Here is a 25,399-nt window from a genome sequence, read left to right as displayed (position 1 = left end):
GCGCGCCGCACGCCTGGATTGCGCGCCGCGAGCCGCGACGCGCGCCGCTCCGTGATCGGTTCTGCTCGCTCCGGGAATCACCGCCTTTCCCCGGACGCTCGCTTTTTTCTCACCTGTCCGAGAGTGGCGGTGGTACGGTCCCGATCCAGGTTACGTGGCGATCCACCCGGGCGACGTCGTTGCTGGCTACCGTGTCACCCGCCTGCTCGGGCGGGGCGGCATGGGCGAAGTCTGGGCAGCAACACGGGAATCGGACAATCAGCAGGTCGCCATCAAGGTCCTGCTGGCGCGCGCCGCGATGAAGCCGGATCTCGTGCGGCGCTTCGACCGCGAGGCGAAGATCGCCTCGGCCATCCAGAGCCCGTACGTCTGCCAACTGCTCGAGGTCGGCCAGACGGACGAGGGCGAGCACCTGCTCGTGTTCGAGCAGCTCGACGGCGAGTCGCTGGCGGACCGGCTGAAGCGCGAGCAGTACCTGCCGTTCAGCGAGGTCGGGCCGATCATCGATGACGTGCTCCAGGGGCTCGTGGCCGCGCACGCCGCGGGCGTCATCCACCGCGATCTGAAGCCGGGCAACATCTACCTCGAGCACCTCGGCCTGCCGGATCGGCGCGAGCGCGCGAAGATCCTCGATTTCGGCATCTCGAAGCTCACGCGGCGCGAGAAGGAAGAGCCGACGCTCACCGCCTTCGACGCGACGCTGGGATCGTTCGCGTACATGGCGCCGGAGCAGGTGCGGGGCGCCGCGCGGGCCGACGAGCGGGCCGACATCTACGCGGTCGGCGCGGTGGCCTTCCGGGCCCTGTCCGGGCGGCTGCCGTTCGAGGGGGCGAACGCCGCGGTGCTCGTCGCGATGAAGCTCGACCGCCCGGCGCCGTCGCTCGCCGAGGCGACCGGCGAGAAATGGCCGGTGGGCATCGAGCGCTTCCTCGAGCGGGCGCTCGATCGCCGGCGCGAAGGGCGCTTCGGCTCCGCGGGAGAGGCGCTGTCGAGCTGGCGCGCCATCCAGCCGGCGAACATCACCCGCGCGACGCGCCGCTCGCAGCGGAGCAGGTATCCCTCCGAGCTGCCCGACGCGTTCCTGGAAGACAACCCCACGGTCGTCGACGGCCCCCCGACGATGACGGAGAACGGCGGCGGCTTCACCGACGCCGGCCACAGCTCGCCGCCGCCTGCTCCGCTCGCCCCTCCCAGGGCCGGGAGCACCGTGCCGCCGCCGCCGCCGAGCAGGGCCGCTGCGCCGCCGGCGTCGCCGAGCAGGACGGGCGTGGGCGCGCCGCCGGCGCCGCCGAGCAGGACGGGCGCAGGCGCGCCGCCGGCGCCGCCGAGCAGGGCGGGCGTGGGCGCGCCGCCGGCGCCGCCGAGCAGGGCGGGCGCAGGCGCGCCGCCGCCACCGCCGAGCAGGGCGGGCATGCCGCCGCCACCGCCGAGCAGGGCAGGCGCAGGCGCGCCGCCGGCGCCGCCGAGCAGGGCGGGCGCAGGCGCGCCGCCGCCACCGCCGAGCAGGGCGGGCGCAGGCGCGCCGCCGCCACCGCCGAGCAGGGCGGGCGCAGGCGCGCCGCCGCCACCGCCGAGCAGGGGCGGGGGCGCAGAGATTCCCCGGCCGGAGGGACCCCCTTCGCGCCGCAAGACAGAGAGGCACTGAGTTGCTCGACGCAACGGTAGGCACGAAGAACCGGGTCGAGGTGCGCGGCGGGCGCATCCGCCTCACGAAATCGTCGGCCGCGCGCGGCGGCGGATGGATCGAGATCGGCACCGATCCCGTCATCGTCGGCCGCAACGCGGCCTGCCAGCTGGTCCTCGACGACGCCAAGGTCAGCGCGGTGCACGCCGAGTTCGTCGCCACGGAGCAGGGCGTGCGCGTGCGCGATCTCGACAGCCGGAACGGGACCTTCGTCGGCGGCGTGCGGGTCGGCGACATCTACCTGCTCACGAGCACGAAGCTGCGGCTCGGCGAGACCGAGATCCAGTTCGAGCCCCTGCGGCCCGAGCGCATCACGGTCTCGGCGATCCCGTCGTTCGGCCCGCTCGTGGCGAGCAGCCCCGGGATGCGGGCCATCTTCGAGCGCCTGTCGAAGATGGCGCCGACCGACCTCACGGTGCTCATCACGGGCGAGACCGGCACGGGCAAGGAGCTCGTCGCGCAGGCGCTGCACCTGGCGAGCGCCCGCTCGAAGAAGCCGTTCGTGGTCGTGGACTGCGGCTCGATCCCGCCGACCCTGGCCGAGGCGACGCTGTTCGGCCACGAGCGCGGCGCGTTCACGGGCGCTGTCGACAAGCGCCTCTCGCCGTTCATCGAGGCGGACGGCGGCACGATCTTCCTCGACGAGCTCGGCGAGCTGCCGCTCGAGGTGCAGCCGAAGCTCCTCCGCGCGCTCGCCGAGCGCCGCATCAAGAGCGTCGGCGGATCGAGCTACCGCGAGGTCGACGTGCGCGTGCTCGCGGCGACGCGCCGCGACCTCGTGCGGGCCGTCAACGGCGGCAACTTCCGGAGCGACCTCTACTTCCGCGTCGCGCAGATCAAGATCGAGCTTCCGGCGCTCCGGCAGCGCGTGGAGGACATCCCCGTGCTCGTCCGCAGGATGCTGAAGGATCTCGGCGACGAGAGCGCCTACGAGCGCGTCTCGAACATGACGCTCGAGCGGCTGATGCGGCACGACTGGCCGGGCAACGTCCGCGAGCTCAGGAACGCCGTCGCCGTCGCGTTCGCGCTCGCCGCCGAGGGCGAGGAGATCGACATCGCGGCGCACCTCGGCGCCCTCACCGAGACGCCGGTGCACCCGAGCTCCTCCTCGCCGTCGATCCCGCCGGGCGCCGGCGGCAGCGCGGCCGGCAGCTCGTTCGCGTCGATGAAGGGCCGCCAGTTCCAGGAGGCGAAGCGCGACGTCCTCGCGCGGTTCGAGCGCGACTACTTCGCCGCCCTGTCCGAGGACGCGAAGGGCAACGTGAGCGAGATGGCGCGGCGCGCGGGCATGGAGCGGGCGCACGTGCGGGCTTACCTGCGCCGCCACGGCATCGGCGCGAAGCAGGAACAGGAGTGAGCGGGCGCGACGGCGGCTCGCTCGCCTCGCGTCACACCGCCGCGGCCTTGTCGTCCCTGCCGGACGGCGCGATCTCGTCGGACTCGAACAGCCCTTCGAGCTCCTGCGCCGCCTGCTTCGCCGCCTCGATGAGCTTGACCTCGTCGTTGTGCACAGCGTGCCCGCGGAGCAGCACCTTCTCGTCGTGGGCCCTGAACCGCTCGATGGTCGCGCGGGCGTCCCGCTCCCGCATCCCGAGGCCCTCGAGCACGCGCCCCGCCACCTCGAGCGACGACAGGAACGTCTCCCGCTCCAGCACCGTCACGCCGATATCCATGAGCTGATACGCGTGCTGGCGGTTCCTGGCGCGCGCGTAGATCCGGATGTCCGGGAAGTGCTGCTTCACCACCTCCGCCGTCTTCACCGACGACGCGACATCGTCGATCGCCAGCACGAAGATCTTCGCCTTGTCGGCGCGCGCCGCGCGGAGCAGGTCGAGCCGGGAGGCGTCCCCGTAGTAGATCTTGTTGCCGTACCTGCGGACGAAGTCGACCTGCGTCGCGCTCGCGTCGAGCGCGGTGAAGGGGATCTTCCTCGTGCGGAGGACGCGAGAGACGATCTGCCCGAAGCGGCCGTATCCGGCGATGATGACCCTGGGGTCGTTGTCGTCGATCGCGTCGAACTCGCGCTCTGGCGCGCCCCGCCGCCATCGCTTCACGATCGCGTCGCCGAGCGCGATGACGAGCGGCGTGAGCGCCATCGACAGGGTGACCACGACGACCAGGAGGTCGGTGAGGAGCCTGTCCATGATGCCCTGTCCCGCGGCCATCCCGAAGAGGACGAAGGCGAACTCGCCCCCCTGCGGCAGCGCGAGCGCGAGGTCGCGCGCGGAGCCCCGCGCGTGGCCGGTCGCCCTGCCCAGGACGAACAGGACGGCGGCCTTGAGCGCCATCACGCCGAGGACGAGCCCGAGGACGAGCAGCGGCCGCGCGACGACGAGGCCGATGTTCGCCGACATGCCGACGGCGATGAAGAAGAGCCCCATGAGCAGGCCCTTGAACGGCTCGATGTCCGCCTCGAGCTCGTGGCGGTACTCCGAGTCGGCGAGCAGCACGCCCGCCATGAAGGCGCCGAGCGACATGGACAGGCCCACCTGCACCATGAGGAGCGCCGTGCCGAGCACGACGAGCAGGGCCGCCGCGGTGAAGATCTCGTGGGCGTGGGTGGCGGCGATGGCCCGGAAGACGGGGCGCACGAGGTAGCGGCCGCCGGCGACGACCGCGAGCAGCACGGCCACCGCCTTGAGCGACGAGGCGACGGCGCTCCCCTCGGCGGGGGCCCCGCCCGCGTGGCTGAGCAGGGGGAGCACCGCGAGCAGCGGGATCACGGCGAGGTCCTGGAAGAGCAGGATGCCGAACGCGGAGCGGCCGTGCTGCGACTGCATCTGGCCCTTCTCGGCCAGGATCTGCAGGACGAACGCCGTCGACGAGAGCGAGAGCCCGACGCCCGCGATGGCCGCGGTGTCGGCGCGCAGGCCGAGCGCGGCGCCGATCAGCGCGATGAGCGCGCCCGTGACGGCGACCTGCGCGCCGCCGAGGCCGAACACGGCGCGGCGGAGCACCCAGAGCCGCGACGGCTGGAGCTCGAGGCCGATGAGGAAGAGCAGCAGCACCACGCCGAGCTCCGAGAAGTGGAGGATGTCTTCGACGTTGGTGATGATCCGCAGCCCCCACGGGCCGAGCAGCGCGCCCGCGACGAGGTAGCCGAGCACCGCGCCGAGGCCGATCCGCTTGAACAGCGGCACGGCGACCACGGCCGCGCCGAGAAAGACTGCGGCGTCAGAGAGCAAGCTCATTCGTCGTGGGTCTCCTTGGGGCTCCGTGATAAGCACGATCGGCCATGCAGATCGAGCTCATCGCCACGGCAAGCGAAGATTCCGCGTACCTGCCCCGGGTGGGGCTCGGCACCCTCGCGGCGCTCACGCCCCCCGAGGATGAGATCATCTACACCGATGACGTCGTACAGCCCTTCGATCTCCAGCGCGACGTCAAGGACGTCGACCTCGTCGGGATCAGCGTCGACAGCAAGACCGCCCGCCGCAGCTACGATATCGCCGCCGCTTACCGCAGGCGCGGCGTGAAGGTGGTGCTCGGCGGCATCCACCCGACGGCCTGCCCCGACGAGGCCCTGCAGCACGCGGATGCCGTCGTGGTCGGCGAGGCGGAGGACGCCTGGCCCGCCCTGCTCGCGGACGTGAAGCGCGGCGAGCTCAAGCCGATCTACCGCCCGGAGCTGCCGAGCCTCGCGGGCAGGCCCCCGCCGCGGCGCGACCTGTTCACCTCCAAGAAGTACATCCCGTTCCAGGTCGTGCAGACGATGCGCGGCTGCCCGTATCCGTGCGAGTTCTGCAGCGTGTCGACGGCGAACGGCACCACGATGCGGTTCCGCCCGACCGACGAGGTGCTGAGCGAGCTCCGGTCGCTCGGCAAGCTCATCATGTTCGCGGACGACAACGTGATGATCCACCGGGCTTACTCGAAAGAGCTCTTCACCCGGATGGTCCCGCTGAAGAAGCACTGGATAGGGCAGTGCTCGCTCGCCGCGGTCAAGCGCCTCGAGAACGTGAAGCTCATGGCCGAGAGCGGGTGCAAGGCGCTCTTCATCGGCTTCGAGAGCATCGACGAGGAGACGGTGAAGTTCACCGGAAAGCGGCAGAACCGGCCCTCCCAGTACAAGGACACGATGGCGATGCTCCACGATCACGGCATCTCCGTCTGGGGGAGCTTCGTCTTCGGCTTCGATACGGACGATCCCGAGGTGTTCGATCGCACCGTGGAGTTCGGCATCGACATGAAGCTGACGATGGCGCTGTATGCCATCCTCACCCCGTACCCCGCGACGCAGCTGTACCGCCGCCTCAAGGCGGAGGGGCGCCTCACGGACGAGCGCTGGTGGCTGCGCCGCGACCACGACGCCGGCTCACCCTATTTCGTTCCCAAGCAGATGTCGCGGGAGCGGCTCCGGGAGGGGTGGGTGTCCGCGTGGACGAAATTCTACTCGCCGTCCTCGATATGGCGCAGGTTCACCCTCACGCGGCAGTCGAGCTGGATCCAGCTGGCGGGCTTCTTCCCGCTGAATTTCATGCAGCACACGCTGGCGCACCGCAAGATCGCGGGCGGCGAGCAGCGCTTCCGCTCCGGCGTGCACATCGAGGAGACGGCCGCTTCGTCCGTGGCGCAGCCGCAGCCGGAGCCGCAGCCCGCGAAGGCCAAGGGCGCTCGGCAGCTCCCGATCATCGGATAGGCGATCCCCTGGCGCCAGCTTCGCGCCCTGTGCGTGCGTGGGCGCCGTCCTGCACGCTGCGGCGCAATGGTACGCCACGGCGCAATGGCGCCGCGCTCCGCTCGCCGGCAATGAGGCGGCGCCCTGGCGCGGCGTTATGGGGCGCCGCAGGACGCCGCGTCTAGGCCGCTCTTGCGCCCGCGCAGGCCGAGCGCTCCGCGGCGCGCGGAGCGCCCGCAGCGCATCGGTGGATGTGGGCAATCGACCGCTCCTGGATTGACAGCAGCATACGGTGAGCGAGCGACGTTCTTCTGTCGCGCTTGCAGTGCGATTGTCGCTTGCTGATTTTGCTACACTCGCGTGAGCTCCTGGAATGCCGGGGTATCGAGCGGGGTGTGAGCCCGCTTTGTCGCGGCATCGAGCATCCCTCAAGCGGAGGTGTCATGGGTCGACGTCGGTTCTCCTTCTCGCTCCTCATCGTGGTTGGCGCTGCCGTGTCCAGCGCTGGCTTCGCGGCCAGCTGTAGCGCGACGGGTCCGTCCAACCAGCTCGACTCGAGCGGAGCTCACGATACAGGGGTGGGAGGGGGCGGCACGACCGGCGGAGTCGACGGGCTGGGTGGGCTCCTCGACATCGATGGAGGGCGCGAGCCGCAGGGCGATGTGGTGGTGAACTCTTGTGGGAGCGCGTGCGGCGACAGGGAGCTATGTACCGGCGCGACCCTCGGCCTGGACGACGACTGCGATGGTTCCATCGACGAGACGTGCGCCTGTATCCCCGGTCAGGCGCACTCCTGCTTCCGCGGCGATCCGTCGTTCCGGAACAGCGAGGGGTGCTTTCCTGGCACCCAGATCTGCGACGAGACCGGCACCTGGGGCCCGTGCGTCGGCGGCGTGCACGCCGACGAGAACTGTCATATGGATAGCGGCGCTCCGTGCCGCCCGATGCAGGCGTCGCCCTTCGCCGATGTGAACCTCAAGGCGGGCACCGGCGCGTTCGGCGCGGATGCGGTCGCGGGATCCGAGCTGTGGACGGTGGATTGCCCCGACGGCGTCGACCCGTGCCCCGGAGTGGCCGGCACCGATCCGGCGGACGATTTCAAGCCTCTGCAGTCGGGCGAGTACACTGTCACGTACACGAAGCGCGTCGCGAGCGGCGCTACCCAGAGCTGCCAGTACCCGCTCTTCGTCAGCGCGGGCGGCCTGCGCGTCGAGCTCGAGTGGGAGCACGACGTCGGCGACATCGATCTCGATCTACACCTCCACAAGCCGAACAACACGCAACCCTGGAGCATGTCGGGCTCGTCGGTGGACTGCGGCTTTTACAACTGCACCATCGACCACTTCTCGTCAAAGGGCTCGGATATCCGCTGGTTCTTGAACAGCGCGAGGCTCCCGGATCCCGTGAACTGGTACCTCGACCCGGTGCCGGGCAACAATGGCTGCTTCAACGCCCCTCGGGGCGTGGGGAGACAATGGGAGGCCAACGGTCTTGGCTGCCACAACCCGCGGCTCGACCTCGACAACTGGAAATGCGACCCCACCGCGACGGACCCCAACGACGTAGACTTCTGCGCGCCGGAGAACATCAACCTCGACTATCCGCCGAAGGGACAGTGGATGCGCATCGGCGTGTATTACTATGGTCAGGGCAGCGCGAAGCACGATATCCACCCCCGGGTCAAGATCTTCTGCGACAGCGCGCTCGGGGCCGATCTGGGGCACACGGGGTTCTACAGCCCGGAGCGGCCCGTCGCGTTCAAGCCCACGGACGGACACAAGAGGTTCTGGCTCGTCGCCGACGTGCTCTTCCCCGAGCCGGACGAGTGCGGCCAGGCGGCCTGCATCGTGCAGCCACTCTATGAGAACGCCAGCGCGATGACGCCGCTGCTCACCACGCGGAACGACGTCGAGGCGAGCTTCGGTCCCGCCTACCCCACGCTGCCCTGAAGAGAGCGCGCGCCGCGCGCCCTGAACCGTATCCCATCCAGCTCACCGGCCAGGCCTCGCGACGTCAGCGCGCACGAGCGCGCCGTCGCGAGCGCGCGAGCTCTGCCGGCGCCGCCTTGCCCCACGCAGAGGAGCGGTGAGGCGCAACGCCACACCGGCCAGCAAGGCAAGCTCCGTGGCGATCTGTCTGAGGATGATTTGTCTGGCTCCTTGGCTGAGCTGGTGATTCGCCTGACTCTGTCTCTGGCGAGGGCGCCTCTCGCCGGCTGAAGGCGGCTCATTGTGTCCATCGCCGGACGGAGTCCGTGCTAGGGAGTCCTCCTCCTGCGACTCACCCTGCTGAGTCTGCATGACAGTGGTTCTTGTTACTCGATGAGGGTCGGGGCTTCGTGATCTGGCGTCCCGAGCCGCGCGTCCGCGCGCGCTGGGGACACCGGTATCCGCTTTGCTTCACGCCGTAGTGCCTGGTGCACGGCGCGCTTCGCCGTCGCGCGGAGCGGGCGCAGGCCGCGGCGACACCGCGTCTAGGTCTCCAAGTGGAGGTATCATGTCTCGTCTTCGTGTCTCCTCCGTGCTCCCCGTCGCGATCGCGATCGCGGCGTCGGGCGCCGGTTCCGCGGCCGGCTGCAGCGCCGAGGGAAAGCGGCTCACGTTCGATCCGACGACGGGCGGCGGCTCGCGCGCCGACGAGGCCGGCAGCGCCGGCGGGGCGGGCGGCGCCGGCGTGGCGACCGCCCAGCCCGGCGACCCGGAAGGTTACGGCGGCTTCCTCGGCGATATCGATGAAGGGACGCACGAGGGCTTGCCGGTGACGGTCAACCCGTGCGGGAGCGCCTGCGGTCCGACGGAGCTGTGCGGCGTGGATGAGCTCGGCGTGGATCACGCCGGGCTGGACGACGACTGCAACGGGATGATCGACGAGAGCTGCGGGTGCATCGCCGGGCAGGCGCACTCCTGCTTCCGGGGCGATCCATCGTACCGGCGCAGCCCGGGGTGCTTCCCCGGGACCCAGATCTGCGACGAGACGGGCACGTGGGGCCCGTGCGTCGGCGGCGTGCACGCGGACCAGGACTGCCACCGGAACGACGTGGCGGGCTGCCACCCGCTCCAGGCGGCGCCGTTCACCACCGTCGATCTGAAGGAGGGCACCGGCACGTTCAGCGAGGACGCGCAGCCGGGCTCCGAGGTGTGGACGGTGACGTGCCCGCCGGGCGTGAACCCGTGCCCCTCGGTGGGGGGGCAGGGGCCGGCGGACGACTTCAAGCCGCTCCAGTCGGGCGAGTACACGGTCACGTACACGAAGAGCCTGGCGAGCGGCGAGGCCGCGACCTGCGTTTACCCGCTGTTCGTCGGCGCCCGCGGCCTCCGCGTCGAGCTCGAGTGGGAGCACGAGCCGGCCAGCGTCGATATGGATCTCTACCTCCACAAGCCGAGCAACATGCAGCCCTGGACGGTCGGCGGCTCCAGCGCCGCGTGCGGCTACGGGAACTGCACGCTCGACAGCCTCTCGGGCGGCTCGGCCATCACGTGGTTCAGCGACGCGGCGACGCCCCCCGAGCCGGTGAACTGGTACCTGGATCCGGAGGAGACCAACAACAGCTGCTTCTACGCGCCTCGCGGGGTGGGGGAGGAATGGCGCGAACACGGCAGGGGGTGCCACAGCCCGCGGCTCGATCTCGACAACATCTCCTGCGCCCACCGCACCACGGATCCGGACGACCCGACCTTCTGCGCGCCCGAGAACATCAACGTCGATTTCCCGCCCAAGGCCAGCTGGATGCGCATCGCCGTGCACTACTTCGGCGGCAGCGTGTCGTTCGACGTGCACCCGCGGGTCAAGATCTACTGCAACGGCGAGCTCGGGGCCGACCTCGGGCCCACCGGCTTCTACGATCCCGAGGTGCCCGTCGCCTTCGTTCCGGAGGACTCTGGCGACAGGTTCTGGCTCGTCGCCGACGTGATCTTCCCCGAAGCAGGGGAGTGCGGAGACGACACGTGCGTCGTCAGGCCGATCTACCGGGACGAGGCCGTGAAGACGCCGTTCCTCTCGACGGTCCGCGACATGCGCAACGACTTCGGTCCGGCCTACCCCAGCCTGCCGAGGCCCTGACGGCGCGGCGCCGGCCGGCGGCGGGCGCGCCCCTCACGCCTCGACGCCGGCCCGCCTGAGGAAGGCGAGCGCCGGTCCGAGCGCGTAGGCGGGCGCCCTGCCCAGGCGCAGCTGCTCCCCTGTCGACAGGTGGAGGAGCAGCCAGCGCGGCGCGAGGCCCGGCTCGTCGACGTCCGTGTCCGAGGCGGGCGGGGTCGAGACGCCGACGATCGCCTGGATCGGCAGGGTCCGCCGGAAGCCACGGCCGTCCTGGATGAGCTCGTGCCGCTCGAAGTCGAGGCGGAACAGCCCGTGGAGCCGGCGGCGCCGGCGGACGGCGAGCAGCGCGGCGGTGGCTCCGGCGGTCCAGGTCCCCGCGATGAAGAGGATGGGAAAGGGGGCCGCGCGCGCCGTCACGATGCCCGCCACGACGAGCGAGGCGACGAGCGCGAACGTGGCGACGCGATGGACGGCGAGGTCCAGGCCGTCGCCACGGCACTCGCAGACGAGCACGGCGGGGCCTTGCGCCAGGATGGTGCCGTCGGTGTTCGAGAGCAGGACGTCTCCGTCAGGCACTGCGGTCCTCCCGATCGGGTGAGGTGGTCGAATACCGCAGCCTTGGGGGCGAGGCGAGGGGAGGCGAAGGTCGTGCCGAGCCGCCGGGGGCCTCAGGCGAGGACCAAGCTTCGCACCGCGTTCTCCTACATCCGAACGTTTACGTGGTCGTTTACGTGGTCGTGGTCGTGGTCGTGGTCGTCAACGGCAGGCCGTGAACGACCACGACCACGTAAACGTTCACGACCACGACCACGTAAACGTCCACGACCACGACCACGACCACGTGAACGTTTACGTAAACGTTCACGTTAATGACGGATGGGGGCGGGTTTCGTGCCCTGAACGTGACCGAACGATCTTGGTTAACGCCGATGCCCCGGGGGCCTCCCGCGAACGACTGGAGCAGCCGAGCCGCTCGCCGATTAGAACAGGCTATTTCCGTCCACGCACGGAGAGGCGCGCGACAAAGGGGGCAGCGGCTGTCAATCGCCTAACGCCCGGCGGCGCAGCGCGGCCGCGCGGTGAGAGGGACGCGAGGCGGAAAAGGCATTGAATGCCCGTGGATTGGCCAGGAATGGCGAGGGTGTTGCGCGCGTGGTACGTGGTATGCCGCTGTGCCGGCGAGGGCGAGCAGGCACGCCCCTCGCGCGACCGGGGCGGTCGTCGCGGCGACTGACGCCGAGGTTCTCATGGGGGCATGCGCGCTCGGGACCGAGCTGCCAGAGGAGGACTCTGCGATGAGTTGGATTGTGAGACAGGCATTGCTCGCGGCAGCGGTGTGCTCGATCGCGGGCTGCGCCGAGGAGCGGCCGGCCATCCGCCAGGTTCAGGCGAACGCGCTGGCGAAATCGTTCTTCGTCGGCGCGGATCTGCAGAGCAAGGAGGACGATCCAGAGTTCTGGGCGCGGACCACGGTGGTCGACGTGGGCTACGGCGCCTCGCAGGACGGGCTCTTCTCCTCCTCGTACGCTCAGGCCGAAGTCGCGCGCATCAAGTGGATCATCCAGGAAGACCTCCTGCTGGGGCGCCTCACCTACGAGCGCGTGAAAGACAGCGACGGCAAGGGCGCCGGCGCCGCCACGGACGATGGCGTCGTGGTCGTCGCCTACAAGATCCTCTCGCACTTCGACATCCAGCGCGACTACAACCGGGCGACGGGGGAAGAGAGCAACGTCGTCGTCGAAAATACGACCGACCGTCCATGGTATGAGCGCGAGTACATGCGGGTCGATTGGTCGAAGAACCTGAACGTCGACTCCTACGACTTCGACACGCTGTCGCTCATCGGCGTCTACGGCGGCGTGCAGTACGAGCCGCTCTCCTACTACGTCAGCGACCCGAGCCACCCCGACGCGCCCCATTTCGACCCCGAGGAGGGGTATTTCGACGTCACCAACAAGGCCTTCGCGGTGCCCCAGCTCGTCGATCTCAGCCACCTCGGGTGGGGCATCGACAGCTTCCCGGCCTGCATGCTCGACACGGACTTCGCGGGCGGCACCGCGCCGGTCGGCTCGTGCAACCCGGTCGAGATCACCCTCCGGCAGTCGTTCCGGCGCGTCGTCGATCGGGACTACGAGCCGGCCGAGTGGGACGGCTACCGGTTCCGAGCGTTCGGCGCCTTCGTGCGGGAGCGCTTCGGCTACGCCCGCAACTACGGCATGAGCGACGCCAAGTGGCACCGCATGATCTCCCGTTACAACATCTGGGAACGCAGCCACTACTACGACGATCCGGAGAGCATGACGGGCGAGATCCCGTGCTTCACGCCCGAGACCACCCCCGCCGGCGCAGATCCGCACCGCGACCAGGACCGGAACGGGACCGAGGACGAGTGCGAGGCCGTCACCGGGGCCTCGATGGCCCGGGATGGAGGGATGGAGGCGGTGGGGCCCGGCTCGCGGTGCGATACCTTCAAGCAACGGTGCACCCTGCCGTACCAGCGGCGCGAGGCCGTGCCGCAGGCGTGGTACGTGACCTCGGACAGCAACCCCGACTATTTCGCCGCCACGGACATGGCAGCCCACGAGTGGGACGTCGCCCTGCGCAGCGCCGTCGTCACCGCCAAGTACGCCGAGTGCGTCCGGACGCAAGGGGACGCGGCGCGCTGCGGCGAGGCGTTCCCGATCTACGACGGGCAGATGGACGATGACGCCGACGCCGTCGCGCTCGCGCGCGAGGTCGACGCGTGCCGGCGCGGCGCGGCGCCCGAGGGGCAGCGCTGCGAGGCGCTCGCCGACGAGATCGGCGCGCGGCGCGGGTACTCGAGGGGCGTCATCGCGCTCGCGAAGATGCCCGAGATGATCGTGCTCTGTCACAGCCCCGTCGAGGCGGCCGACCCCGAGGCGTGCGGCGGTCCGCGGCTGCCGGCGGGCGTGACCGCCAGGATGTGCAGCGACGAGCGCCGCAAGGAGACAGGGCGGGATCCCGAGCTGATGAAGTCGTGCGGCGACGCGCTGAACGCGCGGATCGGCGACCTGCGCTACCACCAGATCAACAACTTCGAGGCGCCGCAATCGCCCTCCGCCTGGGGCATCTACAGCGACTCGGAAGACCCGCTCACCGGCGAGAAGGTCGCGGCGAGCATCAATGTCTGGACGCACGTCAGCGACATCTGGAGCCAGGGCGTCGTGGACACGGCCCGCTACATCAAGGGAGAGCTCAAGACCGAAGACGTGACGGACGGCGGCTACGTCCGGGACTGGGCGCAGGCGAGCGAGGGCGCGTCGCGCAGCGGCGCGCTGCCGCGGCTCACGCGGGAGGAGCTGGCGCGGCGGATCGCCCGGTCCGCCGGGGTGGACGAGGCGGCCGTCTCCGAGGGCGCCGGCCAGATGCCGCAGAACCCGGCGCTGCGCGAGAGCCTCCGGCGGCTCTCGAAGGAGGTGCGCGGCATCGCGGCCGACGCCACGGCGCCCGACAGCATGCGCGGGGTCTACGAGGCGCGCCGCAGGGCCGCCGTGGGCACCGAGCTCGAGGCCGAGCTCACGACGAAGGCGATCCAGGAGCTCACCGGCGTCGAGGGGCTGCCGCTCACGGACGAGGTGATGCGCTTCGCCTCGCCGCTCCGAGGGGCGAACCCGAGCGTGCGGCGCGAGCTCGGGAACCTGAAGGAGCTCGCGCTCGCCGAGCGCGGCGCGTGCGTGATGCACGAGGCGCCGGCGCCGCTCGCGACCGCCAACCTGGCGGACCTCCTCGAGGAGAAATTCGCGAGCAAGCTCGGGCGCTTCGGCGAGGGGGACGACGCGCGGAAGGCGCGGCGCGCCGAGGCCATGCGGCGCTACCTCGCGCAGCGGGCGCACACCTCGGTGATCCTCCACGAGATGGGCCACTCCGTCGGGCTGCGGCACAATTTCGTGAGCTCTTCCGACGCCTGGGGCTACCGGCCGCAGTACTGGCAGCTTCGCACGAACGATGGACGGGTGAAGACGCGGTGCGAGACGCTCTCGGAGGACGGCGAGGCCTGCGTCGGGCCGAGGTACTACGACCCCGTCACCGAGAACGAGCAGAAGAACCTGATCTGGATGTTCATGCAGTCGTCGACGATGGACTACGCCGGCGAGCCCACGCAGGACCTCATCGGGCTCGGCGCGTACGATTTCGCCGCGGCCCGCATGTTCTACGGCGATGCCGTCGCCGTGCACGCCGACCCGAGCTACAAGGCGACCACCCCGCGCGGCAAGGGCATGCTCGCGAAGATCGACGATTTCGGCGGCATCCTCGGCATCCAGCCCGAGTACGACGACGAGGACATCCATTACTCCGAGCTGCAGAGCAAGTACGAGCTGATCAAGCCGCGCAGCTGCGTCGAGGTCGACCCGAGCGCGTACGTGCCCTCGGACTGGGACGAGGAGCGGAACGGCGCCTGGCACCCCTTGCTCGACGGCCAGATCGTGTCGATCGGCGGCAAGTACACGCGGTGCCGGCAGCAGAAGGTCGATTATGTCACCTGGCGCGCGCTGGCGACGCCGAAGGACGTGAAGGGGCCCTCGGTGGACCCGGCGGGGCGGACCCGCCTGCCCTACGGCTTCGCGAGCGACCGGTGGGCCGACCTCGGCAACCTGAGCGTGTACCGGCACGACAACGGCGCGGACGCCTACGAGCTCTTCAATTTCTTCGTCACGCAGCAGGAGGTGAACCACATCTTCGACAACTACCGCCGCGGCCGGCAGGCGTTCAGCGTGCGCGCGGCGTCGGAGCGGACCCTGAACCGGTACAACGCGAAGATGCGCGACGGCGCGAAGGGCCTCGGGCTCATCATGAACATCTACCGCGAGTTCGCGCTGGGCCGCGGCTACGATTTCGACACGTTCTGGGTCCAGGCCGCGAACAGCCTCTTCAAGGAGAACACCCTCGCGGCCGGGATCGCGTTCGATCACTTCTCGCTCCAGATGGCGCGCCCGCAGCCGGGTGAGCACTTCCTGCCGGACGGGGATACAGTCCTCCGGTCATCGAGCGATGTCTTCGGCGATCCCGGGGAGCCGCTGGTGGTCGTGCCGAACGGCGCGACGGGCTATTTCGGCGACATCGCCATCGGGGGCAAGCCGCTCGAGAACGCGCTCGCGGAGGACAAGGGCGAGTACGACTCGTCGTACACGATGAACGCCGGGGCCTATTACGACAAGGCGTGGGTGTCGATGCTGATGACCGAGTCGGTCGACAACTTCATCAGCGACTCGCGGCACGACTTCCTCGACGCGCGCTACCGCGCGGTCTCGCTCGCCGACGTCTTCCCGGAAGGGTACCGCCGCTGGCTCGCCAACAACCTGACGGGCGACGACGCCTTGAAGGGCGTGCGCGTCGAGGCCGACCAGCGCGGGCGGCCGGTCCGGGACTCGAGCGGGTACCCCGCCGGCGCGCTCGGCTGGACCTCGTGGTGGGCCGAGAGCGGGCCGGAGAGCTGCTTCCCCGGGGCCGGGAGCATCGTCTGCAGCTCCTACGGCGCGCCCGACAGCGCGCCGTGGAACCCGCGGGCCCCGGCCAAGGTCGCCATCCTCGACCCGCAGATCGGCTGGGAACAGCAGAAGTTCCTCATCGCGTGGACCCTCCTCTATCTGCCGGAGAACCAGAAGCAGAAGTGGCTGGACATGATGCACGTCTGGGAGGCCGGGGCAGACACCGATCCTGCCTTCCCGGACCGGATCGAGCTCCACCATCCGTCCGGGAAGGTGTTCGTGGCGAAGGCCTACGGGACCGAGACCGTCTTTGGCAAGGTCGTGCAGAAGGGCATCGGCGCGCGCGTCCTGGAGTACGGGAATGAGCTCCTGGCAAAGGCGTATGTCACGGAGCCTGGACCCGACCTCGACGGCGACGGCAAGGCGGACTGGTACAAGGTGAAGCCGAACCCGGAGACCGGTCAGCCGATCGTGCGGTGGGATCCGACGATCGCCGCCATCGCGGACGACGGCGAGGTCCTGCGGGAAGGCGTGGACGGCTGCAAGGCGGACGCCGACGCGGACGACGACGACTTCAGCGATTTCTACAAGTGCACGTGCTCCTCGAACCGCGCTTGCGGCGCGCTCGAGAGCTACCTCTCGGTGCCCGCCTTCATCCGGCAAGCGCTGGCGGCGTTCAAGCTGGGGGATCCGACGATGAAGGGCCTCCACTGAGCCCACGCCCGAGCACATCCGATCCTGTCCGATTGCGCCCCACGGCTCCGAGCACATCCGAGCACATCCTTGGCAGCCTCACGATGACGAGCCGGAGGCCCCGGCGAGGCCACAATGGTCGGGGCATCTTGCCGCATGGGGCGATTCGCCCCACGCGGTCGCGCGTTCGCCGCGGCGCTCCAGGCGCGCCGGCGTGGCTCGGGTTTTGCTGAACTTTTCCATGAAATGACGTGTTGTTGGATATCGCCCACCCCCTGCGGCTCTCGTGTCGGTGACGCGGGACGGCCGGGCGGGTCGCGGTGCCGACGAGCTGCAACCCCGGCCTTCCGTCGTGGAGCGCCGATTCGACCGTAGCGCCGTCGCCGGGACACGGGAAACGCAGAGCAGAGAGGCTCTCCTGCGCCGGGAGGGCCGTTGGGTCGAGGTACGGAGAGGACCAGCGATGGAGTTCGAGAACGTCACGAACGCCCAGAGAGCGCAGGCGCGGGTGGGAACGTCGCTCAACGGCGCATGGCGGCTGGATGCGCTGATCGGCCTCGGCGGGATGGCGGCCGTGTATGCCGCGACGCACCGGAAGGGCCAGCGGGTCGCGATCAAGCTGCTGCACCCCGAGAGGGCGAGGGACCGGGGCGATCGCGCGCGGTTTCTCCGAGAGAAGGCCATCGCGCAGACGGTCGATCACCCGGGGGTCGCGGCGGTGATCGCGGACGACGTGACCGAGGACGGCTCGCCGTTCCTCGTGATGGAGCTCCTCGAGGGAGAGAGCCTTCTCCAGCGCTGGAAGGCGCAGAGGGGCCCGCTCCCGCCGGCCGAGGTCCTCTCCGTGAGCGAGCAGATCCTGGAGGTGCTCGCGGCGGCGCACGCGAGGGGCGTCGTTCACCGGGATCTGAAGCCTGACAACATCTTCCTCACGCGAGAGCGCGGGGTGAAGATCCTCGACTTCGGCATCGCGCGCCTGCGGGCCCCCTCGGGGCAAACCTCCCTCGTGGGGCTCCGTGCGATGGGCACGCCGGCGTACATGCCGCCCGAGCAGGCCCGCGCGCGCTGGGATCTCGTCGATGCGCGGACGGACCTCTGGGCGCTGGGGGCGACGATGTTCTCGCTGCTGACGGACCGCTACGTCCAGGAGGCGCCGACCGTCAACGAGCTCTTCTTCCTGAGGATGACCTGCCCGATTCCGTCGCTCGCGCGGGTCGCGCCGTCGATGTTTCCGGCCGTGGTGCGGGTGGTGGACCGCGCGCTCGAGTTCGCGCAGGCGGATCGCTGGCCGGATGCGCGGTCGATGCTGGCAGCTTTGCGCGAGGCGCACGCCGCGCTCGCGCTCGCGCCACCCCGGAGCACGCTGGTGCCGCCACCCCGGAGCACACTGGTGCCGCCGCCCCGGAGCACACTGGTGCCACCGCCCCGGAGCACGCTCGCGCCGGCGACGGACCCGCGCGACCTCGGCGCGCTGGACGAACGGCCGCCCTCGGGTCGTCCCCAGGCGCGGCTTTCCCGGACGGCGGCGCTCTCGTCGCCGCCGTCGCTCGCGACGAGCCGGCGTGCGCGCTCGACGATCCCCCGCGCGCCTTGAAGCGAGCGTGAGGCAGCGACAGCCTGCCCCCGGAGCCTGGCGACGCGCTTGCCGCGCCGTTCGCGGTTCGCCTGGGTGTGGATCGTGGAGGCGAGCCTGCGAGCCGCTCGCTGGGTGATGGGGGCGAGCCTGCGGGCCGCTCGCTGGGTTATGCGTTCAGGCCAGCGAGCAGCTCGCTAGGCCGCAGCACGCCTCGCCGCTCCGACTCGCGCCGGGCGAGGAGGGTCTCGTAGATATCCATGTAGCTCGCCATCATGCGTTCGGCGGAGTAGCGCCGCAGCGCGAGCTTCCTCCCGCGCTTGCCCATCGCCGCGGACTGCGTGGGATCCCCCTTGAGCGCGGCGAGCTTGGCGGCGAGCGCGCCCTCGTCGTCCGACGGCACGAGGAAGCCCGTCTCCCCGTCGGCGATCAGGGCAGGGATGCCGCCCACGGCGGTCGAGATCACCGGCAGCCCCGTGGCCATGGCTTCCACCATGGAGAGCGGCAGACCCTCGGACTTCGACGACAGGACGAAGACGTCGCTGGCGGAGAGGAGCCCCGGTACGTCGTGCCGCTCGCCTGCGAAGACCACGCGGTCGCTGATGCCCAGCTCTTCGGCGAGGGCGCGCAGCGCGGCGGCTTCGGGCCCGTCTCCGACCAGGAGGAGGCGCGCGTCGTCCGAGTCGCCCGACAGGATCCCCGCGGCGGCGGCCGCGCGGAGCAAGAGCGCGTGGTTCTTGACCTGCGACAGGCGCCCGACCGCCCCGGCGACCCACGCGTCCTGGGGGATCCCGAGCTCGGCTCGGATGCGGTGCCGCGCCGCGGCGTCCGGCCTGAACCGGGAGAGGTCGATTCCATTCAAGACCACATGGAGCTTCGAGCTCGGCACCTCTTTGTGCTTCAGCATGAAGTCGGCCGTGGACTGCGACACGGCCACGTGCGCGTCGGCGAGCCTGGCGGCCATGTGCCGCAGCCACGCCCTGCGTCCCTGATCGAACATGGCGCCGTGCAGCGTGTGGCACACAGGTACACGGTGCAGCCGGCCCGCGGCCGTGGCGTAGATGAGCGGCAGCTGGTTGTGCGAGTGCACGATCGAGACACCGTGCTTGGCGAAGAACGCCGCGAGCTTCCCGGGGAGCTTGAGGTCGAAGCCGGAGCGCTTCGGCAGCATGTGCACCGCGACGTCGCGCTCCCGGAGCTGCGCCGCGCGCGGCCCGTCGGGGTTCGTCTCGATGCCCACGACCATCACCTCATGTCCGGCGGCGCGCTGCAGCCCGGCCAGATCCACCACGACCTGCTCGGCGCCGCCCACCTGGAAGGAGTTCAGCACGTGTGCAATCACGAGACGGTCGTGGCGGCGTGCTCCGGTCATCGTCGCATGCTCGGTGGTCTTCATATCGTAATCTATTCTCATGGTTCCCCTCTGGGGTGCGCTTCGGGCGCATGTGGTCCGACCTGAGAGAAACCCCTCCTTCGTGTCCGCGTCCCCGGGGAGGGGCAAATTACCACAGCATTTACGAAGCGAGGAGATTTCTCTGTGTGTCTCCTCGATATGCCGGGTATCGCTGGATTGACGTGAGGGGATGTCTTCATCGGCCCGTCCGCTGACTACGTGCAATCGCGCCTGTGGCAGATGGCAACAGCTGTGACAAAGAGCGTCGCGGTGGCTTCACGCGCGTGCCATCGGAGCTCTCCCTGATCCAGGGCAGCAGCGATGCCACGCCGACATTCCGGCAGAAATGTCGGAAGCCGCGCATTTTTTTCGGAACGTGGAAGAGCCCGCTGTTCACGCAGTCACCAGCCAGGAATTCATGCGAAAAGCGTGCAAGCTGCCTCACGCGTCCCTGCGGCACAGCTGTACCCCCCGGTGCCGCGATGGCGAGGGATGTCATCCTTTGTGGGTGAATGTGTGGCGATGGTGCTTCTATGGTCGCGCGGGGGCCGCTGATGCGGCGGTGTAAGGAGCTCCGGGGAGGGCCGCGACCTGGGTCCGGCGGCGTCGCTGACCGTGCTCCTGGGGAGCACGGGCGGATCGCGGTGACCCGTCCAGGCGGGGCGGCAGGTGGGGCTGTGCGGCGATGGCACGGCTGCCCTGCGGCGTGCAGAGAGCAACGGTGAGGTGCTGAGCCAGCTGCCCCCGCCCTCGGATCACGGTGGACGGGCGGGGGACAGCGGGTCGAGCGATGGGCCCGTGCTCAGGCGAGCAGGGCCCTCCGGTCTTGCGGGATCAGCGCTCGGACAGCTCGGCGCACACGGCGAAGGTGGTCAGCGACACCGTCTGCGCCTTCTTGCCGTAGCCGCTCTCGAACACGGCGGTCGATGTCCAGCCCGTGCGGCCTTCGGCGGCGTCGGACGGCGAGTTCTCGACCACCCTGCTCGTCGCCTGTGCGCCGCCGGAGATCGAGAATCCGCCGCCGAGCACGACTTCACCCGCGTCGCAGAGCGCCTTGACGTTGACGAACGCGCTCCCGGGCGACGCCTCGCGCGTCACGGAGACCACGTGGATCTTCACGAGTCCAGGCGATCCGGCCTGCCCCTGGGGGCCGCGCTCGCCCTTGGGTCCAGCGGGGCCCTGAGGACCACGCGCGCCGTCAGCGCCCTTGAGGCCCTGAGCGCCGTCAGCGCCCTTGAGGCCGTGAGCGCCGTCGACGCCCTTGAGGCCCTGGAGGCCCTGAGGACCGACGATCCCCGGGAGGCCGCGCTCGCCGCGCTCGCCCTTGGGTCCGGCCGGTCCCTGGGGACCCGCCTCGCCCTTGGGTCCAGCGGGGCCCTGAGGACCGCGCGCGCCGTCAGCGCCCTTGAGGCCCTGAGCGCCGTCAGCGCCCTTGAGGCCGTGAGCGCCGTCGACGCCCTTGATGCCCTGGAGGCCCTGAGGACCGACGATCCCCGGGAGGCCGCGCTCGCCGCGCTCGCCCTTGGGTCCGGCCGGCCCCTGGGGACCCGCCTCGCCCTTGGGTCCGGCCGGTCCCTGGGGACCGAGCTCGCCCTTGGGTCCAGCGGGGCCCTGAGGACCGCGCGCGCCGTCAGCGCCCTTGAGGCCCTGAGCGCCGTCAGCGCCCTTGAGGCCGTGAGCGCCGTCGACGCCCTTGATGCCCTGGAGGCCCTGAGGACCGACGATGCCCGCGGGGCCCTGGAGGCCGCGCTCGCCGCGCTCGCCGCGTTCGCCCTTGGGTCCGGCCGGTCCCTGGGGACCGAGCTCGCCCTTGGGTCCAGCGGGGCCCTGAGGACCGCGCGCGCCGTCAGCGCCCTTGAGGCCCTGAGCGCCGTCAGCGCCCTTGAGGCCGTGAGCGCCGTCGACGCCCTTGATGCCCTGGAGGCCCTGAGGACCGACGATCCCCGGGAGGCCGCGCTCGCCGCGCTCGCCCTTGGGCCCGGCCGGTCCCTGAGGACCCGCCTCGCCCTTGGGTCCAGCGGGACCCTGAGGACCGCGCGCGCCGTCAGCGCCCTTGAGGCCCTGAGCGCCGTCAGCGCCCTTGAGGCCGTGAGCGCCGTCGACGCCCTTGATGCCCTGGAGGCCCTGAGGACCGACGAGCCCCGCGGGGCCCTGGGGACCGGGCTCGCCGCGCTCGCCCTTGGGCCCTGCCGGCCCCTGCGGACCACGCGCGCCGTCAGCGCCCTTGAGGCCCTGAGGACCGCTGTGCCCCTGAGGACCCATCTCGCCCTTGGGCCCTGCCGGCCCCTGAGGACCCATCTCGCCCTTGGGCCCTGTCGGCCCCTGAGGACCCATCTCGCCCTTGGGCCCTGTCATCCCCTGCGGACCATGCGCGCCGTCAGTGCCCTTGAGGCCCTGAGGACCGCTGTGCCCCGCCGGCCCCTGAGGACCCATCTCGCCCTTGGGCCCCATGGGTCCCGCGGGTCCCTGAGGACCGCGCGCGCCGTCGACGCCCTTGAGGCCCTGGAGGCCCTGGAGGCCTTGCGGGCCGATGTGCCCCGCGGTGCCTGCCGACCCCTGCGGGCCCGGCTCGCCACGCTCGCCCTTGGGTCCCATGGGTCCCGCGGGCCCCTGCGAACCGCGCGCGCCGTCGACGCCCTTGAGCCCCTGGAGGCCGGTGTGCCCCGCCGGCCCCTGGGGGCCGACCTCGCCCTTGGGTCCCATGGGTCCCGCGGGTCCCTGCGGACCGCGCGCGCCGTCGACGCCCTTGAAGCCCTGGAGGCCCTGCGGGCCGATGAGCCCCGCGGTGCCCGCCGGCCCCTGGGGGCCGACCTCGCCCTTGGGTCCCATGGGCCCCGCGGGTCCCTGCGGACCGCGCGCGCCGTCGACGCCCTTGAAGCCCTGGAGGCCCTGCGGGCCGATGAGCCCCGCGGTGCCTGCCGGCCCCTGCGGGCCGGGCTCGCCCTTGGGTCCCTGCGGGCCGCGCGCGCCGTCAGTGCCCTTGAAGCCCTGGGGACCGATGAGCCCCGCGGTGCCCGCGGCGCCTGCCGGCCCCCGCGGGCCGGGCTCGCCGCGCTCGCCCTTGGGCCCCTGCGGACCGCGCGCGCCGTCAGTGCCCTTGAAGCCCTGGAGGCCCTGGGGACCGATGAGCCCCGCGGTGCCTGCGGCACCTGCCTGCCCCTGCGGGCCGGGCTCGCCGCGCTCGCCCTTGGGGCCCTGCGGACCCTGCGGACCGCGCTCACCCTGCGGCCCAGCGGGCCCCCGCTGCCCCATGGGCCCCTGGGGACCACGCTCCCCCTTCTGATACTGCTGATACTGCTGTCCCACGAACCCCTTGCCCGTGCCGGGCATGTGGTGCCCGACCTCGTCGGACCCCCCGGCCTCGGCCTTGACGTCTTGCGGATCGCCGGCCCAGCTCGCGCCTGTGCTGGCCATCACGCCGGCAAACCCGGCAAGGATTCCAGCAGAAACCGCACTCGCTCGATACTTTCGCATGTGACTCCGCCTTTCTATCGATTCCGAGCTTCAATGCGCTCGATCCCGCAGACAGCCGCGTTCCGATGAGGTGGAGCCCAGCAGGCGAGTGAATCGGGCGAAGGCCGACTCCGGGACGGATCTCCGCCCTGCCCCGCACCGACTCCTCGATGAGAGTCCCACCAATTGCCGGCACGAAAAGTCAGGGCGATTCGTCGATGCGGCACCCGACACGCCACGCCACGACGCGGGCGTGACCAGGTGCAGCCAGCGCTCGAAGGCTCCAGTCGCCAACCCGCTGTGTCTGGAGCGATCCTAAGTTGATGGGGGCGGTTCACCAAGCCCCTGAGGAGGGGTTGACGGCCACGCCGCCCGTCGAGCCGCCGGCGATCGTTCGTCCTCGCGCCGGGGGAACGCCGCGCCCCCGCGCGAAGCCGGGGTATTTGCAGGTATCGAGAGCAGATCAGGGCGAACGCGTGGAAAGGCAGCAACTCGCGCCTGGGAGCAGGCAACGGCGCCAAGGAGCATCAAGGCGAGAATCAGGAGACGACCGCGCACGGGGCAGGAAATGGCGAACACGCGGCGGACCGGGTAGGATCGCCGGGTGCCCGGCCTCGACACAGACGACGACGCCCTCCTCTTGACGGAGCGCCTGAGCCTCCACCCCCACCGGCTGGCGGACGTCCGGTTCATGATGGAGCTGAACTCGGATCCCGAAGTGGTCCGCTACACCGGCGACACCGCGTTCGCGTGCGAGGACGAAGCGCGCGCGGTCGTCGCGCGGCTCGCGCGCCAGTTCGAGGACTTCCGCATGGGCCGGCTCATCGTCTCGGACCGGACGACGGGGGAAAAGCTCGGCTGGTGCGGCCTCAGGTGGCACGACGACCTCGAGGTCGCGGACCTCGGGTACCGCTTCTTCCGGAAGCACTGGGGCAGAGGCTACGCCACGGAGTCGGCCGCCGCGTGCATCCGGTATGCGGTCGAGGAGCTCCGGCTCCCACGCCTCGTCGCGCACGCGATGCTCGAGAATGTCGCGTCGGTCAAGGTGCTGGAGAAGCTAGGATTCTGCCGGACCGGCCCGACCGTGTTCAAGGGGCTCGTGGCCGAAGGGTTCGAGCTCCTCCTGAGGGCCTGAACCGCCGGCGCTCTCGCGCGCTGCGCCCAGCTTCACCCCGCCCCGCGGTCGTCAGCGGCGGAGAACGAGGCGTCGTCGATCGAGCTCCCGCGACCCGAAGGCCCCTGAAATAGGTGAGACCCGGGACTGTGGCCTAGTCCCGGGCCTCGGTTTGCCGCCATCTGCGCACACCCACACGTTTAAGGTCGAAGGTCAGTCCTTACACCGCCGTGTTCTGCCATTGAACTACCGGCCATCACAGACTGCGCGCCGGGGCGGGAGCGCCCCGGCGCCGCGCGAGGCGAGGCGACGCCTCACCTCGCGCGGGCTGGCCAGGCTGGAATTGAACCAGCATCCGACGATTCAAGCCTCCTCCCGTTCGATTGGGTGATCGGCGGCGAATGCTCGAGCCTGGAGTGAGAGCTTGAGACCATTGAACGGGCCGGCGCTGCCTCTTCCGAGTTGGGCTACCCCGCCGCGAGAGAAGATGCGGTGGCGGGGGCAGGATTCGAACCTGCGCTTGGGCGCCGAGCCCATCAAGCTGAGCTTGAGCTTCAACTTGCACTCCGCCGCCACGATATCGCTCCGGCGGCCGCGGCGCAAGCGCGGCCTGGGCGGCGCAAGCGCGGCCTGGGCGGCGCGCGTCAGGCGCTGAAGAGGTACCCGAGGACGGCGGCGCCGACCTTCTGCTCCTCGACCGTCTGGTTGTTCGCCTCCTCGCGGGCGAACTTGACCGCCTTTTGCAGCTTCTCCACCCGATCGAGCAGCTCGTTGATGCGCCGCGCCGGCAGCGCGCCCGAGAACTTGACCGTCTTCCAGTAACCGACGACCACGTCCTCGTGATAGACCTCCACCTGCGCCGGGTGTTTGTCCGTCGCCTCGGCCTTGACGTGGTTGCGTGGGATCTTCTTGGTCCGCGCCGTCTGCACCGGCTCCGTCGCCCAGGAGTCCGCGGAGGGATCGAACGTCCAGCTCTCCGACGCGTCGAGCACCGGCAGCTTCTTGATGAAGGTGTTCATGTCGACCAGCTGCTTCTCCAGGAAGAGCAGGTAAGTCACGGGCGCCCCCGTGAGGAGCACCTTGCCGTCGACGACCACGTCCGCGCGGGCCTTGCAGTTCGCGTAGTCCTTGGTGGCCGTGACGTCGAAGAGCTCGCCCAGGATGTCGGCGGTGCTCCGGATGATGTCCTCGGCCTTCGCCTGCACCCTCGTCGCCTCGGGCGGGAGCTGCTCGCCCTCCTCGTCCTTCGACCGGTAGGTGCGCGAGATCCCGGAGAGCAGCGCCGGCTTCTGCAGCGCGTGGTGCGCCTCGGTGAGGCGCTGGTGGGAGCGGGCCTTGACGCCCTTCTCGATGGCGATGATCTGGTTCAAGCGAGGCATGGCAGTC

14 protein-coding genes are annotated in these 25,399 nt (G+C 70.6%); 8 read left to right on the top strand and 6 right to left on the bottom strand.

Features of this window, described 5'->3' with window-relative positions; translation table 11 throughout:
- The first annotated feature begins 154 nt into the window (after positions 1-154).
- Positions 155-1,645 carry a serine/threonine-protein kinase gene (locus tag WMF14_RS30350; RefSeq protein WP_437791760.1) on the top strand — a complete coding sequence of 497 codons (1,491 nt, stop codon included), beginning with the start codon at positions 155-157 and terminating at the stop codon, positions 1,643-1,645.
- Position 1,646: 1 nt separating this feature from the next.
- Positions 1,647-3,041: a sigma 54-interacting transcriptional regulator gene (locus WMF14_RS30345; protein WP_272094392.1), complete on the top strand. Its 1,395-nt coding sequence runs from the start codon at positions 1,647-1,649 to the stop codon at positions 3,039-3,041.
- Positions 3,042-3,072: 31 nt separating this feature from the next.
- Here the strand turns inward: WMF14_RS30345 and WMF14_RS30340 are convergent, their stop codons facing one another.
- Positions 3,073-4,875 (bottom strand): monovalent cation:proton antiporter-2 (CPA2) family protein, encoded by a 1,803-nt coding sequence (locus WMF14_RS30340; protein WP_437791757.1) that lies wholly within the window; start codon positions 4,873-4,875, stop codon positions 3,073-3,075.
- A 44-nt stretch (positions 4,876-4,919) separates the two neighbouring features.
- Here WMF14_RS30340 and WMF14_RS30335 point away from each other — a divergent pair, with 44 nt between their 5' ends.
- The 3 genes from WMF14_RS30335 (at position 4,920) to WMF14_RS30325 (ending at position 10,361) form a co-directional block, all read left to right on the top strand.
- Positions 4,920-6,323, top strand: coding sequence for a B12-binding domain-containing radical SAM protein (locus WMF14_RS30335; protein WP_437791754.1), 1,404 nt, complete (start codon positions 4,920-4,922; stop codon positions 6,321-6,323).
- Between the two features lie 422 nt (positions 6,324-6,745).
- Complete coding sequence (locus WMF14_RS30330) at positions 6,746-8,251, top strand: hypothetical protein (protein ID WP_437791751.1); 1,506 nt, start codon at positions 6,746-6,748, stop codon at positions 8,249-8,251.
- A gap of 547 nt (positions 8,252-8,798) precedes the next feature.
- Positions 8,799-10,361, top strand: coding sequence for a hypothetical protein (locus WMF14_RS30325; RefSeq protein ID WP_437791750.1), 1,563 nt, complete (start codon positions 8,799-8,801; stop codon positions 10,359-10,361).
- Positions 10,362-10,394: 33 nt separating this feature from the next.
- Here WMF14_RS30325 and WMF14_RS30320 read toward each other — a convergent pair whose 3' ends face one another.
- Positions 10,395-10,916, bottom strand: coding sequence for a hypothetical protein (locus WMF14_RS30320; protein ID WP_437791748.1), 522 nt, complete (start codon positions 10,914-10,916; stop codon positions 10,395-10,397).
- A gap of 151 nt (positions 10,917-11,067) precedes the next feature.
- A complete protein-coding gene (locus WMF14_RS30315) occupies positions 11,068-11,205 on the bottom strand; it encodes a hypothetical protein (RefSeq protein WP_437791745.1) in 138 nt (45 codons plus the stop codon).
- Between the two features lie 430 nt (positions 11,206-11,635).
- On the opposite strand from WMF14_RS30315, the gene WMF14_RS30310 reads away from it, so the two are divergent.
- A complete protein-coding gene (locus WMF14_RS30310) occupies positions 11,636-16,501 on the top strand; it encodes a hypothetical protein (RefSeq protein WP_437791743.1) in 4,866 nt (1,621 codons plus the stop codon).
- Positions 16,502-16,943: 442 nt separating this feature from the next.
- Positions 16,944-18,074, top strand: coding sequence for a protein kinase domain-containing protein (locus tag WMF14_RS30305; protein WP_437791740.1), 1,131 nt, complete (start codon positions 16,944-16,946; stop codon positions 18,072-18,074).
- Positions 18,075-18,222: 148 nt separating this feature from the next.
- Here WMF14_RS30305 and WMF14_RS30300 read toward each other — a convergent pair whose 3' ends face one another.
- Both WMF14_RS30300 and WMF14_RS30295 read right to left on the bottom strand, forming a co-directional pair.
- Positions 18,223-19,449 (bottom strand): glycosyltransferase, encoded by a 1,227-nt coding sequence (locus WMF14_RS30300; protein WP_272094383.1) that lies wholly within the window; start codon positions 19,447-19,449, stop codon positions 18,223-18,225.
- 831 nt (positions 19,450-20,280) lie between these two features.
- Complete coding sequence (locus WMF14_RS30295; RefSeq protein WP_437791738.1) at positions 20,281-22,860, bottom strand: collagen-like triple helix repeat-containing protein; 2,580 nt, start codon at positions 22,858-22,860, stop codon at positions 20,281-20,283.
- Positions 22,861-23,503: 643 nt separating this feature from the next.
- Here WMF14_RS30295 and WMF14_RS30290 point away from each other — a divergent pair.
- Positions 23,504-24,034, top strand: coding sequence for a GNAT family N-acetyltransferase (locus tag WMF14_RS30290; RefSeq protein WP_437791735.1), 531 nt, complete (start codon positions 23,504-23,506; stop codon positions 24,032-24,034).
- A 623-nt stretch (positions 24,035-24,657) separates the two neighbouring features.
- On the opposite strand, the gene WMF14_RS30285 is transcribed toward WMF14_RS30290, so the two are convergent.
- The gene (locus WMF14_RS30285) at positions 24,658-25,392 is read right to left on the bottom strand and encodes a DUF7873 family protein (protein WP_437791732.1); all 735 of its coding nucleotides are present in this window, start codon (positions 25,390-25,392) and stop codon (positions 24,658-24,660) included.
- Positions 25,393-25,399: the final 7 nt, after the last annotated feature.

Source organism: Sorangium sp. So ce693 (assembly GCF_051521375.1).
Taxonomy (GTDB): domain Bacteria; phylum Myxococcota_A; class Polyangia; order Polyangiales; family Polyangiaceae; genus Sorangium; species Sorangium atrum.
The sequence above is the reverse complement of the archived record's forward strand: the minus strand, read 5'-3'. Positions and strand labels throughout refer to the sequence as shown.

Coding starts and splice junctions, on each gene's coding strand:
- WMF14_RS30340 (WP_437791757.1), bottom strand. CDS start 4,875: ATGAGCTTGCTCTCTGACGCCGCAGTCTTTCTCGGCGCGGCCGTGGTC.
- WMF14_RS30335 (WP_437791754.1), top strand. CDS start 4,920: ATGCAGATCGAGCTCATCGCCACGGCAAGCGAAGATTCCGCGTACCTG.
- WMF14_RS30330 (WP_437791751.1), top strand. CDS start 6,746: ATGGGTCGACGTCGGTTCTCCTTCTCGCTCCTCATCGTGGTTGGCGCT.
- WMF14_RS30325 (WP_437791750.1), top strand. CDS start 8,799: ATGTCTCGTCTTCGTGTCTCCTCCGTGCTCCCCGTCGCGATCGCGATC.
- WMF14_RS30310 (WP_437791743.1), top strand. CDS start 11,636: ATGAGTTGGATTGTGAGACAGGCATTGCTCGCGGCAGCGGTGTGCTCG.
- WMF14_RS30305 (WP_437791740.1), top strand. CDS start 16,944: ATGGAGTTCGAGAACGTCACGAACGCCCAGAGAGCGCAGGCGCGGGTG.
- WMF14_RS30300 (WP_272094383.1), bottom strand. CDS start 19,449: ATGAAGACCACCGAGCATGCGACGATGACCGGAGCACGCCGCCACGAC.
- WMF14_RS30295 (WP_437791738.1), bottom strand. CDS start 22,860: ATGGCCAGCACAGGCGCGAGCTGGGCCGGCGATCCGCAAGACGTCAAG.
- WMF14_RS30285 (WP_437791732.1), bottom strand. CDS start 25,392: ATGCCTCGCTTGAACCAGATCATCGCCATCGAGAAGGGCGTCAAGGCC.